The sequence below is a fragment of the Elusimicrobiota bacterium genome, assembly GCA_026388095.1.
Classification (GTDB): domain Bacteria; phylum Elusimicrobiota; class Elusimicrobia; order UBA1565; family UBA9628; genus UBA9628.
The window spans coordinates 22,852-38,825 of sequence record JAPLKL010000005.1 but is presented as its reverse complement, the minus strand read 5'-3'; the positions used below and the strand labels follow the sequence as shown (position 1 = coordinate 38,825).

Annotated in this window: 16 protein-coding genes; 8 read left to right on the top strand and 8 right to left on the bottom strand. The window is 67.5% G+C overall.

Annotation, left to right across the window (positions count from 1 at the left end):
• Positions 1 to 5: 5 nt before the first annotated feature.
• From NTY77_00705 to dxr, 8 genes are all read right to left on the bottom strand, one after another.
• On the bottom strand, positions 6 to 392 hold the full coding sequence (locus NTY77_00705) for a riboflavin kinase (GenBank protein MCX5793999.1): 387 nt from the start codon (positions 390 to 392) through the stop codon (positions 6 to 8).
• Positions 389 to 1,138, bottom strand: a complete 750-nt coding sequence (gene truB / locus NTY77_00700; GenBank protein ID MCX5793998.1) for a tRNA pseudouridine(55) synthase TruB — start codon at positions 1,136 to 1,138, stop codon at positions 389 to 391. The genes NTY77_00705 and truB overlap by 4 nt, the downstream gene beginning before the upstream one ends.
• Positions 1,135 to 1,485 (bottom strand): 30S ribosome-binding factor RbfA, encoded by a 351-nt coding sequence (gene rbfA / locus NTY77_00695; GenBank protein MCX5793997.1) that lies wholly within the window; start codon positions 1,483 to 1,485, stop codon positions 1,135 to 1,137. The genes truB and rbfA overlap by 4 nt, the downstream gene beginning before the upstream one ends.
• Positions 1,486 to 1,509: 24 nt before the next feature.
• A complete protein-coding gene (gene infB, locus NTY77_00690) occupies positions 1,510 to 4,044 on the bottom strand; it encodes a translation initiation factor IF-2 (GenBank protein ID MCX5793996.1) in 2,535 nt (844 codons plus the stop codon).
• A 21-nt stretch (positions 4,045 to 4,065) separates the two neighbouring features.
• Positions 4,066 to 5,382, bottom strand: coding sequence for a transcription termination factor NusA (gene nusA / locus NTY77_00685; GenBank protein ID MCX5793995.1), 1,317 nt, complete (start codon positions 5,380 to 5,382; stop codon positions 4,066 to 4,068).
• 6 nt (positions 5,383 to 5,388) lie between these two features.
• Positions 5,389 to 5,844 (bottom strand): ribosome maturation factor RimP, encoded by a 456-nt coding sequence (locus tag NTY77_00680; protein MCX5793994.1) that lies wholly within the window; start codon positions 5,842 to 5,844, stop codon positions 5,389 to 5,391.
• A 124-nt stretch (positions 5,845 to 5,968) separates the two neighbouring features.
• A complete protein-coding gene (locus NTY77_00675; protein ID MCX5793993.1) occupies positions 5,969 to 7,066 on the bottom strand; it encodes a M50 family metallopeptidase in 1,098 nt (365 codons plus the stop codon).
• Positions 7,063 to 8,214, bottom strand: coding sequence for a 1-deoxy-D-xylulose-5-phosphate reductoisomerase (gene dxr, locus NTY77_00670; protein MCX5793992.1), 1,152 nt, complete (start codon positions 8,212 to 8,214; stop codon positions 7,063 to 7,065). The genes NTY77_00675 and dxr overlap by 4 nt, the downstream gene beginning before the upstream one ends.
• Positions 8,215 to 8,302: 88 nt before the next feature.
• Between dxr and fni the strand changes: the two genes are divergently transcribed.
• Genes fni through NTY77_00630 form a run of 8 tightly spaced genes read left to right on the top strand, consistent with a single transcriptional unit; the run spans position 8,303 to position 15,844 of the window.
• Positions 8,303 to 9,352 carry a type 2 isopentenyl-diphosphate Delta-isomerase gene (fni, locus tag NTY77_00665; protein ID MCX5793991.1) on the top strand — a complete coding sequence of 350 codons (1,050 nt, stop codon included), beginning with the start codon at positions 8,303 to 8,305 and terminating at the stop codon, positions 9,350 to 9,352.
• The gene (locus NTY77_00660; GenBank protein ID MCX5793990.1) at positions 9,319 to 10,680 is read left to right on the top strand and encodes a hydroxymethylglutaryl-CoA reductase, degradative; all 1,362 of its coding nucleotides are present in this window, start codon (positions 9,319 to 9,321) and stop codon (positions 10,678 to 10,680) included. Before fni ends, NTY77_00660 begins: the two co-directional genes overlap by 34 nt.
• Before the next feature lie 3 nt (positions 10,681 to 10,683).
• Entirely contained in the window at positions 10,684 to 11,646 is a 963-nt protein-coding gene (mvk, locus tag NTY77_00655) for a mevalonate kinase (protein MCX5793989.1), read from the top strand.
• Positions 11,633 to 12,196, top strand: a complete 564-nt coding sequence (locus tag NTY77_00650) for a UbiX family flavin prenyltransferase (protein MCX5793988.1) — start codon at positions 11,633 to 11,635, stop codon at positions 12,194 to 12,196. Before mvk ends, NTY77_00650 begins: the two co-directional genes overlap by 14 nt.
• Positions 12,193 to 13,449 (top strand): UbiD family decarboxylase, encoded by a 1,257-nt coding sequence (locus tag NTY77_00645; protein ID MCX5793987.1) that lies wholly within the window; start codon positions 12,193 to 12,195, stop codon positions 13,447 to 13,449. The genes NTY77_00650 and NTY77_00645 overlap by 4 nt, the downstream gene beginning before the upstream one ends.
• Positions 13,446 to 14,657, top strand: a complete 1,212-nt coding sequence (locus tag NTY77_00640; GenBank protein ID MCX5793986.1) for an aconitase X catalytic domain-containing protein — start codon at positions 13,446 to 13,448, stop codon at positions 14,655 to 14,657. Before NTY77_00645 ends, NTY77_00640 begins: the two co-directional genes overlap by 4 nt.
• Complete coding sequence (locus NTY77_00635; protein ID MCX5793985.1) at positions 14,650 to 15,048, top strand: DUF126 domain-containing protein; 399 nt, start codon at positions 14,650 to 14,652, stop codon at positions 15,046 to 15,048. Before NTY77_00640 ends, NTY77_00635 begins: the two co-directional genes overlap by 8 nt.
• Positions 15,035 to 15,844 (top strand): isopentenyl phosphate kinase, encoded by an 810-nt coding sequence (locus tag NTY77_00630; protein ID MCX5793984.1) that lies wholly within the window; start codon positions 15,035 to 15,037, stop codon positions 15,842 to 15,844. The genes NTY77_00635 and NTY77_00630 overlap by 14 nt, the downstream gene beginning before the upstream one ends.
• The last annotated feature ends 130 nt before the right edge of the window (positions 15,845 to 15,974 follow it).

Sequence of the window (15,974 nt, the reverse complement as noted above, 5' to 3'; positions counted from 1 at the left end):
GACCGCTACTCCGGCTGGGACCCGAGGCAGGCCTTCTGGACCGCCTCGGCGTCCTTGCGGATCTGCTCTACGAGCTCGCTCAAGGAGTCGAAGCGCTTCTCATCCCGGATCTTCTCCAGGAAGCGCACCTCCAGCTCACGGCCGTAGAGATCGCCGTCGAAGCCCAGGACGTGGACCTCCAGCCAGACCTCACCGGAAGGCCCCAAAGTGGGCCTGACGCCCACGTTGCAGACCGCCGGATGGATCGAGGCGCCCCAGACGGCCTCCACCCGGTACACGCCGTAGGGGGGGAGCTTCTGCGGGGGGATGACGACGTTGGCCGTCGGGAAGCCCAGCCGGCGCCCGAGCCCGGCGCCCCGGACGACCTTGCCGCGCAGGACGAGGGATTTCACCGTTTTGCGGCCAGGGCCTCCCCCAGGGGAGCCAAGGAGGAGGTCAACAGACGCCGCAGGGTAGGAAGATCGAGCTTCTTGGCCGCTTCCAAAGTGAGGGCGTCCTCGATCCGGAAATCGGCGATGCGCTCGCGGCGCAAAGTGAGCACCGTCGCCCCGCAGCCGAGCTTGGCTCCGACCAGTTCGGCCAGCGAGCGCACGTAGGTCCCGCTCGAGCAGGTCAGCCGATGCTCGAAATCCGGGCTGACCAAAGAGAGGGCTGACCAGGCGTAGACCGTGCAGGTGCGGGGCTTGGCGGGCACCGCGATCCCGGCCCGGGCATACTTGTAGAGGGCCTTGCCCTTGTGCTTGACGGCGGAATAGGCCGGCGCCGGGATATCCAGGACGCCGCGCAGGCCGTCCAGGCAGGACTGGATGCGGGAGAGGTCCACGGGCGGCACGGGCCGGGTCTCCAGGACCTTGCCCGTGACGTCTCCGGTGTCGGTGGCCAGCCCCAGGCGGATCTTGCCGGCGTAGACCTTGTCGAGGCCCTGCATCCGCGCCTGCAGCCGGGTGCAGGGGCCCACCAGGAGGATGAGCAGGCCCGTGGCCAAAGGGTCGAGCGTGCCGCAGTGGCCCACCTTGGTGCCGGCCGGCAGCATCCGGCGGAAGGCGGCCACCGCGTCGTGGGAGGTCCAGCCCTCGGGCTTGTCGAAGAGCAGCATCCCGGAGACCCCGGGCCCGGCGCCGCGGTCCGCGGACCTCATCCGCCGTGCTCCTTCTCGATGTCCAAAAGGAGCTGGTCGATGCGGGAGGCCCGGCGCGGCGTGTCGTCGAAGCTGAACGCGATCTTGGGGACCAGCTTGAGCGCGAGGCGCTTGATGAGGAGATGATGGATGTACGGCGCGCAACGCTGCAGGGCTTTGTCCGTGCGGCGACGCTCCACGGGAGTCCCCAGCACCGAGTAGAACACAGTCAGAGTCTTGCGGTCCTGGCTGAGTTCGACGTCGGTGACGGTCAGCAGGCCGGAGAGACCGGGATCCTTGATGTCGCGAAGGGCCTTGATGATCTCGCCGCGGAAAAGCTCGCGGAGCCGCTCGTTTCGGTCGAACACAGGACCTCCCGTTTCCGCGACGCCCTACTTGGACTGGCTCAGCCGCCGGGTGCGGGTCTCCTTGACGTAGAACTCCAGCTCGTCGCCCTGCTGGAAGTCCTTGAAGCCCTCGAAGTCCATGCCGCACTCCAGGCCCTTCTCCACTTCCTTGACGTCGTCCTTGAAGCGCTTGAGGCCCGACACACGGCCCTCGTAGACCGAGGCTCCGTCGCGCTTGATGCGCACGAGGTTGCCGCGGACCACCTTGCCTTCGCGGATCATGCAGCCGGCGACCCGGCCCGCCTTGACGTTGAAGAGCTCGCGGATCTCGCCTTTGCCCGAGACTACCTCGACGATCTCGGGCTCCAGGAGCCCTTCGAGCGCGGCCTTGACGTCCTCGATGAGGTCGTAGATGATCTCGTACTTGCGGACCTCCACTCCCTCGCGGGTCGAGACCTCCTCGGCCCGCGTATCCAACGTGGTATGGAAGAGCATGACCACGGCGTCGGAGGCCGAGGCCAGCAGGACGTCGGATTCGTTCGCGTTGCCCACCTCGCCGTGGATGATGCGCACGCGGCACTCGGACGTGGAGAGGTTCTCCAAAGAGTCCTTGAGGGCCTGCAGAGAGCCCTGCACGTCGGCCTTGAGCACGATGTTGAGGTCCTTGGCGGCCTTGCCGGCCGCGGCCGAGAGCGCGCTCTTGAGGCCCACGAGGGTCATGTGCTTCTGGTGGGCCAGGGCCTGTTCGCGGGCGATGAGGGAGCGGCGCTCCGCGATCTCGCGGGCCTGGCGCTCGTCCTTGACCACGGTGAAGACGTCTCCGGCCTGGGGCGTGTTCATGACGCCCAGGATCTCGACCGGCGTGGCGGGTCCGGCGGAGATGATGCGTTTGCCCGTGTCGTCGTGCAAAGCCTTGACCTTGCCGTGAGCGAGACCTGCCACGAAGGCGTCGCCGGGCTTGAGCGTCCCCGCCTGGACCAGGACGGTGGCGACCACGCCCTTCTTGGGATCGAGGCGCGCCTCCAGGACCGCGCCGTAGGCGGGCCGGTCCGGATTGGCTTTGAGGTCGAGCATCTCGGCCTGCAGAGCGATCATGTCGAGCAGGGTGTCGATGTGCAGCTTCTGCTTGGCCGATACATCGACGAATATGTTCTTGCCGCCCCACTCCTCGGCCTGGATGCCGCGGTTGGCGAGGTCCTGGCGGATCTTCTGGGGATTGGCCCCGGGCAGATCGATCTTATTGACGGCGACCACGATGGGCACGTCCGCGGCCTTGGCGTGGTCGATGGCCTCGATGGTCTGGGGCATGACCCCGTCCGTCGCGGAGACCACGAGGACCACGATGTCGGTCACCTTGGCCCCGCGGGCGCGCATGGCCGTGAAGGCCTCGTGGCCGGGAGTGTCGAGGAAAACGATGTCGCCCTTGGCGGTATGGACCCGGTAGGCGCCGATGTGCTGGGTGATGCCGCCGGACTCGCCCTCGGCCACGCGCGTGGAGCGGATGGCGTCCAAGAGCTTGGTCTTGCCGTGGTCCACGTGCCCCATGACCGTGACCACGGGAGGCCGGGGCTTGAGGGACTCGGGCTTCTCCGCCTCGACGGCGGCCGCCATCTCCTCCTCTTTGTAGAGCTTCTGGAAATCGAGCTCGAAGCCGAACTCCTGGGCGATGATGGAGGCCGACTCCGTCTCCAGGCGCTGGTTGATGGTGGCGAAGACCCCCAGGCTCATGAGCTTCTTGATGACATCGGGAGACTTGACCTCCATCTTCTCAGCCAGTTCCCGCACGGTCATCATGGTCGAGACCTGCAGCTTCTTGAGAGCCGATTTCGCCGCGGCCGACTCCGCCGGCTTGGCCGCCAGCACGGGCCGGGCCGGGATGGCGGGTCTGGCCACGGGCCTGAACCCGGGCTTGGCAGCAGAGCGGTTCGCGCCGCCGGGATGCGCTCCCGGAGCCGGAGCCCGGGCGCCCGGAGAGCGAGGCGCGGGCGCTCCGATCCTCACGGAAGGCATCACAGGACGGACGGGAGCCGGTTTGGAGATCGGCACGACTACGCCGGGCTTGGCCGGCGCCGGCGGGACGACCGCAGGAGCCGCGGAGAGGGGTTTGGCCGCGGGCTCGGCCGCAGGCCGGACAGCGGGAGCTCCCGGTACGGCCGTCACCGGCTTGGAGACTGGGACGCCGGGTTCGGCAGCGACCTGCGGCGCGGGCGCCGCAGAGGCCGAGGCCGCCGGGGCAGGAGCGGATTCGACCTTGGAGGGCGGCGCCGGAGGCTTGGGCAAGGAGGCGCCAGCCGCCAGGCGAGTCACGGTCGGGCCGGTGGAATGCAGGAGCTTCTTCTTTCTGAATAGGTCGAAGGCGGAGACGAGGTTCGCAGATGGAGGCGCGATGGAGCCCTCTTCTTGGACGGAGCGGGTCTCAGCCGCCGCCTTGCGCACGCCGGCCAACCCCTTCTTCGCGGTCTTGGCCGGCTTGCCGTCGGCGGCGGATTTCTTCGCCGTCTTCTTGGGCGCCGAGGCCTTGGCGGCCTTCTTGGCCCCCGCCTCGGTCTTCTCAGCTTTATCGGTTTTCTTTTTCTCCATCACCGGACCTAAGTGTAGCATTTATGAGGCCGCGGCGTCCCCGGCCTCGGGGCCGCCAGGGGCCTCCGGCGCGGGCGCCGGTTCGGGTGCCGGAGGGTTCTCCTGCAAGTGCTTCTTGGCGCTGGCGATGATCTTGGCCGCGGTCTTCTCGCCGATGCCTTCCAAGGCGCTGAGCTCCTCCGGCGTGGCAGCGGCAAGGCGCTGCGGCTGAGCGAACCCGGCCGCAGCCAGGATCTCGGCGGTCTTGGCGCCCACTCCTTCGAGCGCCAGCAAGCCGCCGGCCGCTCCGGCGGGCGCCGCCGCGGCCGGTCCGACGGCGCGGACCTCCAGCTCCCAGCCGGTGAGCCGGCAGGCCAACCGGACGTTCTGCCCGTCCTTGCCGATGGCCAGGGGAAGCTGTTCCTCGGAGACCAGGACCTCGGCGCGTTTGTTCTCCGGGTCCATGACCCGCACCGAGACGACCTTGGCGGGAGCCAACGAGTTGGCGAGGAACTTCTCGATCTGATCGTCGTGAGGGATCAGGTCGATGCGCTCGCCCGCGAGCTCGTTCATGATGCTGCGGATGCGCGAGCCGCGCAGGCCGACGCAGGAGCCGACGGGATCGATCTTGGGGTCGCTCGACTTGACCACGACCTTGGCCCGGAACCCGGGGTCGCGCGCGACGGCGACGATCTCGACGATCTTGTCGCCGATCTCGGGGACCTCCAGCTCGAAGAGCCGCTTGAGGAACAGGGGCGCTGCGCGCGAGATGACGACCTGGGGCCCCCGCTGGGCCTTGTCCACGCGCAGGATGATGGCGCGCACGTTGCCGCCGATGGGGTAGCGCTCCCGGCGGATCTGCTCGCGCACCGGCAGGATGGCCTCGGTCTTGCCGATGTCCACGATGACGTTGCGCTCCAGGAAGCGATGCACGCTGCCGGTCACGATCTCGCCTTCCTTGGGCTTATACTCGTCGAAGAGGCTGTCCCGTTCCTTCTCGCGGATCTTCTGGGCCAGGACCTGCTTGGCGGTCTGGGCCGCGATTCTGGCGAAGTCAGTCACCGGAGCGGGCAGACGCAGTTCATCGCCGACCGCGGCGTCCTTCTTGAAGCGGCGCGCCTCGGGCAGGCCGATCTCGAGCTCCGCGTCGGCCACGGTCTCGACGACCTTCTTGACCACCGCGGCCTTGAACTCCGCGGTCTCCGGGTCGATGCTCGCCTCGATGACCGCGTTCTTGCCCACGTGCTTGCGCAGGGAGCTGACCACGGCCTCCTCGATCATCTTGAGGATGTCGTCCTTGCGGATGTTCTTCTCGCGCTCCAACTGCTCCAAAGCCAGAACCAGTTCCGATTTTGCCATGGCGTCCTAGACCTCCGCCCGGTAATCCAACCGGGCCTCGTCGATGAGCCCGAGGGCGAATTCGAACCGGGCCCCCTCGCACTCGACTGCGACCTTGCCGTCCGCCAGTCCCTGCAGGGTCCCCTTGAAATTGCGCCGGCCGTCCTGCGGGGCCTTGAGGCGGACCTGCACCGTCTTGCCCGCGAACCGCGCGAAGTCCTTCTCCTTCTTGAGCACCCGGTCCAGGCCGGGAGAGGAGACCTCCAGCACGTAGGCGCCGGGGATCAGGTCGGCCTCGTCGAGGAGGGCGCCGATGCGGTTGGAAAGATGCTCGCAGTCATCGAGAGTGATGCCGCCCTTCTTGTCCAGGTAGAAGCGCAGGACCTGGCGGCCGTGCTCATGGATCGATTCGATGTCCACGAGTTCGACGGCCTCCTGCGCCAAAAGGGGCTCCACCACGCTTTCGATCCGTGCTGCGTCCAAGTGGCCTCCGGTCAATAAAAAAAGTGGCTTGACTGCAGCCACTTTCGTGTTCAGGCTACGATGAGATTATATCAAGCCATTCCGGACCCTGTCAACCGCCGATAGCAAGCCGGCCGGACCTCTGCTAGGGCGCGGCCTCCACGGGTTGCTCCCGCCGGGCGGCGTGCTCGTCGCGCAGGCGCACCACGTCGCTGTAGGTGGCGAAGATGATGAGCAGGGCGAGCAGCACGAATCCCACGCTGTTGGCCCGGGTCATGAGCTCCTGGGTGAGCTTGCGGTGGGAGAGCCCTTCCCATAAATAAAGGACGGCGTGGCCTCCGTCGAGCAGAGGCACCGGCAGGAGATTGAAGAACCCGATGGCCACGGAGATGAACCCGATGAGGAAGACCAGGTCCTCCCAGCCGGAATGCGCGGCGCGGCTGACCATCTGGGCGATGCCCACGGGTCCCGCCAGGTCCGGGCGCTGGCGATGGTAGATCTTGGAGGCGATGGTCTTGGCCGTGACGGCCGTGAAATTGTAGCACTGGGCCGCGCCTTCCCAGGCGGCGGTCAGCAGGCCGACCGGCTTGTAGACGGATTCGGGCATGATGCCGATGACGCCGTAACCGGTGGCCTCGTCCCTCTTGGTGGTCAGCCGGGCTTCAGACTCCTTGCCGTCGCGGCGGTAGCGGATCGTCACCTCGCGCTGGGGCAGCGCATGGATCCCCTCGGAGAGCTGCTTCCAGACGGTGATGGGCTGATCGTTGAAAGCCAGGATCTCGTCGCCGATCCTGATGCCGGCCCGGTCCGCGGGGTAGCCCGTCACCAGGTTCCCGATGACGGGCTTGTCGCCGTACTCGGGCAGGCCCTTGAGGTAGATGACGCCGGTGAAAAGGAGGAAGGCCAGGACGTAGTTCATGAGCGGCCCGGAGTAGACGATGGCCAGACGCCGGTACCAAGCCTGCCCGTAATACTCGTCGGGCTTGCCCGTGGAGGTCTCGAGCTCCTCGCCGGCGGGCTTGACGAAGCCGCCCACGGGGAAAGCGCAGAGAGAATAGCGCGTCTCGCCTTGGGTCATGCCGAAGAGCTCGGGTCCCATGCCGAAAGCGAACTTCTCGACGCGGACGCCGAGCCGCCGGCACATGAGGAAGTGTCCCAGCTCGTGCAGGAATATGACCAGGCCGAAAGTGAGCAGCACCGCCGCCACGGACTGGATGAAACTCACGACATTATGGGTGTTCATAGCCGGGTGCAAGCCTCCTGGGCCTTGCTCCGGGCCCACTGATCGATCTCCACGACCTCGGAAAAGCCGGGCAGCCCGCGGCCGCCGCGGAAGGACCGCATGGTCCTTTCCACGACCCGCGCCAACTGCGTGAAACGGATGCGCCCGGCCGTGAAGGCGTCCACCGCGACCTCGTCGGCCGCGTTGAGCACCGCGGGCATGCCGCCGCCGGCCGCCGCGGCCTCGAGGGCCAGCGCCAGGCAGGGGAAGCGCCGGAAATCAGGCCGCGAGAAGGTCAGGCCGCCGGCCGCGGCCAGATCGAGCCTCTTGACGATCGCGGCGGCGCGTTCGGGGTAGGCCAGGGCGTATTGGATGGGCAGCCGCATGTCCGGGGGCGCCATCTGGGCCAGGACCGAGCCGTCGGAGAACTCCACGGCCGAGTGCACGATGGACTGGGGGTGGATCACGATCTCGATGGCCTTGTGCCCGAGCCCGAAGAGGTGCATGATCTCGATGGTCTCGAAGCCCTTGTTCATCAGCGTCGCCGAGTCGATCGTGATCTTGCGGCCCATCTTCCAGGTCGGATGGCGCAGGGCCTCGGCGACCCGGACCCGATCTAGAGAACCCCGGCGCCCGTAGAAGGCGCCGCCCGAAGCGGTGAGCAGGACGCGGCGCACGCTTCCCCCCGGCGAGCCGTTGAGGCATTGAAAAACGGCGGAGGGTTCGGAATCCACGGGGATGATGCGCGCGCCCCAACGCTTGGCCTCGCGCATGAACTGGGCGCCGGCCATGACCATGGGCTCCTTGTTGGCCAGGGCCACGGTCTTGCCCGCGCGCAGCGCCGCCAGGAGGGGGGCGAAGCCCACGCCGCCGACCAGGCTGGTCAGGACCAGGTCCACGTCGGGGTGGCAGGCCATCTCGACCAGGCCCTCGACCCCGGAGGGCAGGCGCCGGCAGCCGTGAGGCCGGCCCTGGAGGCCTTCGGAGGCGGCGGGCTCGAAGAGCGAGACCATGGCGGGCTTGTAGCGCAAAGCCTGCCGGAAGAGCAGTTCCCCGTTGGAATGCGCGGCCAGGCCGACGACACGGAAGCGCCCGGGCATGGCGTCGACCACGCGCAGGGCGTTGCGGCCGATCGAGCCGGTGGAGCCGAGGATGGCGATGCGCTTCATCAAAGTACCCGCGACATTGTACCAAAAGCGGCGCGAGCGCCGGGCTAAGCTTTGACGGCAGGTCGGAAAAATGGGAAAATAGAGGTGCATGAGCCAGGGCCGCAAGGCGGACCATCTCCGAATCTGCACTGAGATGGACGTGGAGTTCCGGCGCCAGAGCACCTGGCTGGAGCATATCCGGCTGGTGCATGCCGCCCTCGCCGAGGTCTCGTTCGATGAGATCAGCACCGAGACCCGGTTCATGGGCAGGCCTCTGCGCGCGCCTCTCATGATCACCGCCATCTCGGGCGGGCTCCAAGCGGCCCAGGCTCTCAACCGGGACTTGGCCAAAGTCGCCCAGCAACTGGGCATCGCCTTCGGCCTGGGCAGCCAGCGCCCCATGCTGGAGGACCCCGGCCTGATCGGCTCCTATGCCCTCCGGCGCTTCGCTCCGGACATCCCGATCCTGGGAAACATCGGCCTGCAGCAGGCCGCCGCCGCGGACCCCTCGGATGTGGAACGACTCGTCGCCAGCATACAGGCCGACGGTCTGGCCATCCACCTCAACCCGGCCCAAGAGCTGAGCCAGTCCGAGGGCGACAAGCGGTTCATCGGCGGCCTCAAGACCCTCAGGTCCCTGACCCGCCGCATGCCCGGAAAGATCATGGTCAAGGAGACCGGCTGCGGCATCTCCCGGGAGGTGGCGCGCCGTCTCAAGGCCGCAGGCGTACGGACCTTGGACGTGGCGGGCGCGGGCGGGACGTCCTGGCCGCGGGTGGAGAACCTCAGGAAAGGCGTCGACCCGGCGCAGCGGTCGTGGCTCGACGATTGGGGCATCCCCACGGCCGCGTCGCTCTGGGAGACCTCCCCTCTGGGCTTCGAGCTCGTGGCTTCGGGAGGCATCCGCGACGGCCTGGACGCCGCCAAATGCCTCGTCCTCGGCGCCGACGTGGTGGGCTTGGCGTTGCCGGTGCTGCGCGCCTATAGGCGCGGCGGCTACGGCGGCGCGCTGGCCTGCCTGCAAGACGTGATCGCGGAGCTCAAGGCCGTCATGCTCCTGGTCGGGGCCCGGGATATCCCGGCCCTGAAGAGGCACAAGCCCGTGATCACAGGACAATTGAGAGAATGGATCAACAACCGAAGCCGAAAGCCAAGATAGAGCCGCCCGCCGACAAGAAGATGCTGCGCACCTCGCGCTTCCCCGGCTTCTACAACCTCGACGTCTGGGAGCGCCTGGACAAGCTCGCGGACTGGTACCCCCTGACCACCAAGGAGAAGTGGATACTCAAGAACGAGAGCCTGACCGCCGAGCAGGCCGACGTGATGGTCGAGAACGTCATCGGCGTCTTCGGCCTGCCTTTGGGTGTCGCGGTCAATTTCCGGATCAACGACAAGGACTACGTCATCCCCATGGCCGTGGAAGAGACCTCCATCGTAGCGGCCTGCAGCAACCTGGCCAAGCTCATCCGGGAGAACGGCAAGCTGACCGCCAACGCCTCCCACGCCATCATGGAAGGCCAGGTCCAACTGGTCCATCCGCACGACCCGGACCAGGCCGTCAAGGACATCGCGGAAGCCAAGGAGCGGCTCCTCCTGCTGGCCAACAAGCAGGACCGCACCTTGGTCAACCTCGGGGGCGGGGCCCGCGACCTCTATACGCGGCGCCTGGAGACCGAGAGCGGCACCATGCTCATCGTGCATCTGGCCGTGGACGTGGTGGACGCCATGGGCGCCAACGCGGTCAACACCATGGTCGAGACCCTCGGGCCGATCCTCGGAGAGATCGCCAAGGCCGAGGTGGTCTGCCAGATCATCTCCAACCTCTGCGACAAGTCCTTGGTCCGCGCCCGCGTGGAGCTCAACCCGGCCTGCCTCAAGAGCAAGACCTTCGACGGGCAGGCCGTGGCCGAGCGCATCGTCAAGGCCTACCATTTCGCCGACGCGGACCCCTATCGGGCCGCCACTCACAACAAGGGCATCATGAACGGCATCGACGCGGTGCTCATCGCCACCGGCAACGACTGGCGGGCCGTGGAAGCGGGCGCGCACGCCTATGCGGCCAAGACCGGCCGCTACCGGTCGCTCTCCAAGTACCGCCTCGAGGACGGCAAGCTCATCGGCGAGATCGAGCTGCCTATCGCCGTGGGAGTGGTGGGCGGGGTGTCGAAGCTGCACACCGGCGTGGAGCTCCTGCTGCGCTTGATGGGCATGCCTTCGCGCCGCGAGCTGGCCGAGGTCGTGGCCACGGTGGGGCTGGTGCAGAACCTGGCCGCTCTGAAGGCTCTGGTGACGGAAGGCATCCAGGAGGGGCACATGACCCTCCACGCCCGCAATGTCGCCTATTCCGCCGGCGCCATCGGGGATATGGCCATCGCGGTCGCCAACCAGATGATACAGGAAGGCCGCATCCGCTTCGACCGGGCCAAGGAGATCCTCAAGAAGATGATCGCCCACAAGCAGGACACCCCGGAGAACGACGGCCAATAGCCTTTGCGCTGCGAATCCGCGGAAGCCGCCTCGAAACTCATCCTCCTGGGGGAGCACGCCGTGGTCTACGGCGAGGCCGCCCTGGCCGTGCCCCTGAAAGATCCCAGGGCCCAAGCCAAGGTCTGCCAGGCGGCCCCGAGCCAGGCGGTGGCCGTCGAGCTGACGGATTACGACATCCGCTGGGATGGCATGTCCGCGCCCCCGCCCGAGGCCGAGTCCTTCTCCCGCATCATCCAGGCCGCGGTCAGGCGCTTTCCCGTGGTCCCCACCCGGGGCTGGAAGCTCTCGGTGCGCTCGGAGATCCCTTCGGGCTGCGGGCTGGGCAGCGGGACCGCGGTCACGGCCGCCGCCTTCCGGGCCATCTTCCGCTATTTCCGCGTCCCTTACACCCCGCAGGTCCTCTCCGAGCTGGTCTATGAGATAGAGAAGCTCCACCACGGCAAGCCCAGCGGCATAGACAACACCGTCATCGCGCTGGGGCGGCCGATCCTGTTCAGGAAGGGGACTCCGGCCCGGTTCCTCTCCGCGCCCCGGACCCGCGGCTTCTTGGTCGTCGGGCATACGGGCAAAAGGCATCGCACCGCGGAGATCGTGGCCGAGGTGGCCCGGGCCCGCGGCACGAACCCGGCCCGCTACGACGCGCTGTTCAAGGACATCGGCCGTCTCGCCGGGCCGGGCGCCGAGGCGTTCCAGGCCGGCCGCTGGAGCGAGCTCGGCCGGCTCATGGACCGCAATCAGGAGCTGCTCATAAGCCTCGGGGTGTCCTCGCCCGAGCTCGACGCCTTGGTCGGCGCGGCCCGGTCCGCGGGCGCGCTGGGCGCCAAGCTCAGCGGCGCGGGGCGCGGGGGGTGCATGGCGGCCCTCACGGACGACCCGCTCTGCGCCAAGCGCGCGCAGCGCGCCCTCAAGGCCGCCGGCGCGGCCGCCACGTTCCTGACGGAGGTGAGCGACCATGAAGAAGACTGAACGGTTCGTGGTCGGGATCTCCGGGGCCTCCGGGGTCATCATAGGGATACGCACCGTGGAGGAGCTCCTGACCGCGGGCCGAGAGGTGCACGTCATCGTGACCGACGCGGCCCGGGAAGTCATCCGACACGAGGTCGGCAAGGATTTCCGCTTCCCCAAGGGCGCGGTCGTGCACGCGGAGGACGACTCGGCCTCGCCGCTCAACAGCACATCCTTTTTGGTCGACGCCATGGTCGTGGCCCCCTGCTCGGTCAAGTCCCTCTCCGCCATGGCCTCGGGCTACGCCCAAAACCTGCTGGTCCGCGCCGCCGACGGCATGCTGCGCACGGGCCGCAAGCTCGTCGTGGTGCCCCGGGAGACTCCGCTCTCTCTGGCCGCGATAGAGAACATGGCGGCCCTCAAGCGCGGCGGGGCGATCATCATGCCGCCCTGCGCCGCATACTACCACGGCCCCAAGACCGTCGACGACATGACGGATTTCTTCGTGGCGAAGATCCTGGACCTGCTGGGCGTGGAGAACAAGCTGATGCGCCGCTGGGGGCAGCGATGAGCCTGGACCTGCGCTCCATCGCGGCGAAGTTGAGCCCGGTCAGGAAGAAGGCGAAGCTCTTCCTGGAAGCCTCGGCGCTCATCCGCAAGGCCGAGCCGAAGCCGGTCCTCCTCGCTGATGCGGGCGGCTCCCAGGTCCTGGCCAACATCCTTCCGGACCGGGACACGCTGGCCCGCCGCTTGGGCGTCGCCCCGGAGAAGTTCCTCTTCGAGCTGGACAGCCTCCTGGAGAAAGGGGCGAAAGCCGCGAGCACCGGCGAGGTCTACGGCGAGGTGGAAGTTCCCCGCAAGGACTGGGGGAAGCTCCCTTTCCTCACCTACTACAAGGGCGACGGCGGGCCTTACCTGACCGCCGGGGTCTGGATCGTCAAAGACCCGGAGCTGGGCGTCAACGCCTCCTACCACCGGCTCATGATGTCCGAGCCTTCGCGCGGCACGGTGCGCGTGGTGGAGAACCGCGGCACGGACACCGCGCTCAAGCGCCTGGGCGGCAAGGCCGAGGCCGCCATCTGCGTCAGCGCTCCCATGCACGTGCTCTTCGCCGCGGCGCTGTCCCCGGCCCCGGACGTCAGCGAGTTGGACCTGGCCGCGAACCTCGGCCCGGTGCGCTTGTCGCGCTGCAAGACCGTGGACCTGGAGGTCCCCGATGACTGCGAGATGGTCATCGAGGGCCGCTTCACGGGCGACCGCGGGCCCGAGGGGCCGTTCGTGGACATCACTGGCACAATGGATTTCGTACGCCAGCAGCCGGTCTTCGAGATCACGCGGGTGGCGTGCAGGAAAGACCCCATCCACTACGCCATCGTCCCGGGGAAGCTCGACCATAAGACCTTGATGGGCATCCCCAAGGAGCTCGACATCTACCGCGAGGTCAATAAGGTCTGCCGCTGTGTGGACGTGCGCATCACGCCGGGAGGCTGCTCCTGGCTGCACGCCGCGGTGAGGATATCCAAGGAGCGCGCCGAGGACGGCCCTAAGGCCCTGGAATCGGCCTTCCGCGCCCACCGCTCGCTGAAGCATTGCGTCGTGGTGGACGAAGACGTGGACATCTCGGACCCGGCCGAGGTGGAGTGGGCCTTGGCCACGCGCTTCCAGGCCGACACCGACACTCTCATCCTCAAGGACCAGCCGGCCAGCTCCTTGGACCCCTCGGCGCGGCACGTGGAGGGGGGCAAGAGCCGCAGCGCGAAGCTGGGCCTCGACGCCACGGTGAAGTCCGGCGACTTGTCGCTCTTCCAGAAAGTTGCGGAATGAAGAAAGGCAAGGGCGCGGCCAAGGCCATGGAGATCCTGGAGGCCTTGGGCCGCATCCACGGCGCCCGGGACATGGTCCCGGTCGGCTCGGTGCAGGTCTCGGGCGTCAGCTACGGGAACATCGGCGAGCACGGGCTGGCCTTCCTCGAGGAGTGGGCGGCGATGGGCTCCAAAGCCGTGGTTCCCGCCACCATGAACCCGGGCGGCTCGGACCGCCGGATTTGGAAGAGCCTGGGATTCTCCGCCGCATACGTGCGCAAGCAGGAGCGCGTGATCAAGGCTTTGGAAGGGCTGGGCATCAGGCCATCGTTGACCTGCACGCCGTACCATGTGGGAGTGACTCCCAAGCTCGGGGAGCATGTGGCTTGGGCCGAGTCTTCGGCCGTCTGCTTCGCCAACTCCGTGCTGGGCGCGCGCACCAACCGCGAGGGGGGGCCTTCCGCCATCGCCGCGGCTTTGACCGGGCTGACGCCTCGGCACACCCTGCACACGGACGAAGGGCGTCTGCCCACCCGCGTCATCGAGGTGAGATGCCTGGTTCCCGCGGCCGCGGATGCGGGGGCATTGGGCTATCTTGTAGGGCGTCTGGTCTCGTCGGACAAGAACGGGGGCGTCCCGTTCCTCACGGGCACGACGCCGCCGGCCGGGCCTGAGCGTTTGACCTGGCTCAAGGCTTTGGGCGCGGGCATGGCCGCCTCGGGCTCGGTGGGCTTATATCATCTGGACTGCGTGACTCCGGAGGCGGCGGCGCAGGGCTCCAAGCTGGCCAAGGCCGCGAAACAGAAGAGCGTGGTCGACAGTCTCGACGAGGGGCGCCGGGCCTTGAACTGCGGCAAGGGCAAGCTCGACGTGGTGGCGGTGGGCTGTCCGCACGCTTCGCCCGAGGACCTGACTCGCATCTTGAGGCTCCTGAATTGGCGCAAGGCCAAGGTCCCTTTCTGGATATTCGTGGCCGAGGACGTGCGCAAGCACGCCGGGGAGACCGGCGTGGCCGCGGCTCTGGGGCGCTGCGGCGCGACCTTGGTGGCGGACACCTGCATCGTGGTGGCGCCGCTCCAGGAGCTCGGCATCCATACCGTGGCCACGGATTCCGCCAAGGCGGCCTTCTATCTGCCGTCCCATCATGGGGCCGGCGTGTACTTCGGCTCCTTGGAGCAGAACGTCGAGGCCGCGCTCAGAGGCTTCTGGAAGGAGGCACCCGATGCCTAGAAGAGGGCTGAAAGGCCGCCTCATCTTCAGCGGCACCGGCGCGGGGAAGGTGCTCAAGTCCGACGCTCCGCTGGGCCTCTTCGGCCACCTCGACCCCAAGACCGGTGTTTACCGCGAAGCCGGGCATCCCCTCGACGGCAAATGCGTCAAAGGCCGAATTTTGGTCTTCCCGCGCGCCAAGGGCAGCACGGTCGGCTCCTACATCCTCTACGCCCTGCGCAAGACCGGCAAAGCCCCGGCGGCCATGATCCTCTCCGAGTGCGACACCATCGTGGCCGTCGGCGCCATCATCGGCTCCATCCCCACCGTCGACAGCATCGACCTCTCGGCGCTCAAAGACGGCGCCATGGTGAGGGTCAAGGATCAGGAGGTCATCTTTGAAGCCTGTTAGCGTCTTCGTCAAGCTCGGCGGCTCGTTCATCACGGACAAGACCGTCACGGACAGCCTCAACGGCGCCCGCATCGCCGCGGCCGCCCGTGCCATCCGCAAAGCCATGGACGCCTCCGCGCGCAAGGGCCGGCCCATCCGACTGGTCCTTGGCCACGGGGCCGGCTCCTACGGACACATCCTGGCCAAGAAGTACGGCGCGGTCGCGGGCGTGCATCCCAGGCACGGCTGGGAAGGCCTCTACAAGATCCGCGAGTCCATGACGCACATGAACCAGCTTTTCCTGAAGCACTGCTACCGGGGGGGACTCTACCCCGTCACCGTCTCGCCTTTCGCCGTAGCTCGGGCCGCAAGCGGAGCCGTGCGCCGCCTCGACATATCCAGCATCCAGGCGCTCTTGGAAGCAGGACAGGTCCCCGTCCTGCACGGCGACGTCATCCTCGATTCCAAGAGGGGCTTTACCATCGCCTCCACCGAAGCCCTGCTGGAAGCCCTGAGCCGCCGCATCCACTTCGACCGCATCGTGATGGTCTCGGACACCGACGGGGTCCTTGGGCACGACGGTAAGACCATCCCCGCCATCAGCCGCGCCAACATCAAGGAGCTCTTCGGCGTAATCCGCGGCTCCCACGCCCCGGACGTCACCGGAGGCATGCGCAAGAAGGTGGAGAAGCTCTTCGCCTTGCTCAGCCACGGCCGCGCCGGCTCCGCGCGCATCCTGCGCTGCGCCAAGGACGGCCGGAACCTCTGCCAGGCGGTCCTCGGGACCGGCGGCAAGGGGACCTTCCTCAAGCCCTGAGCCACCCGAAGGCCTGGAACTTTTTCAGGCCCAGCTCGTATATTTAGTAGGGAGTGGACACCCGATATGTCGTCCCCGATATAATCACTTCCACTGTGAAAGTGATTATATTCTGCAGGACATAAACACT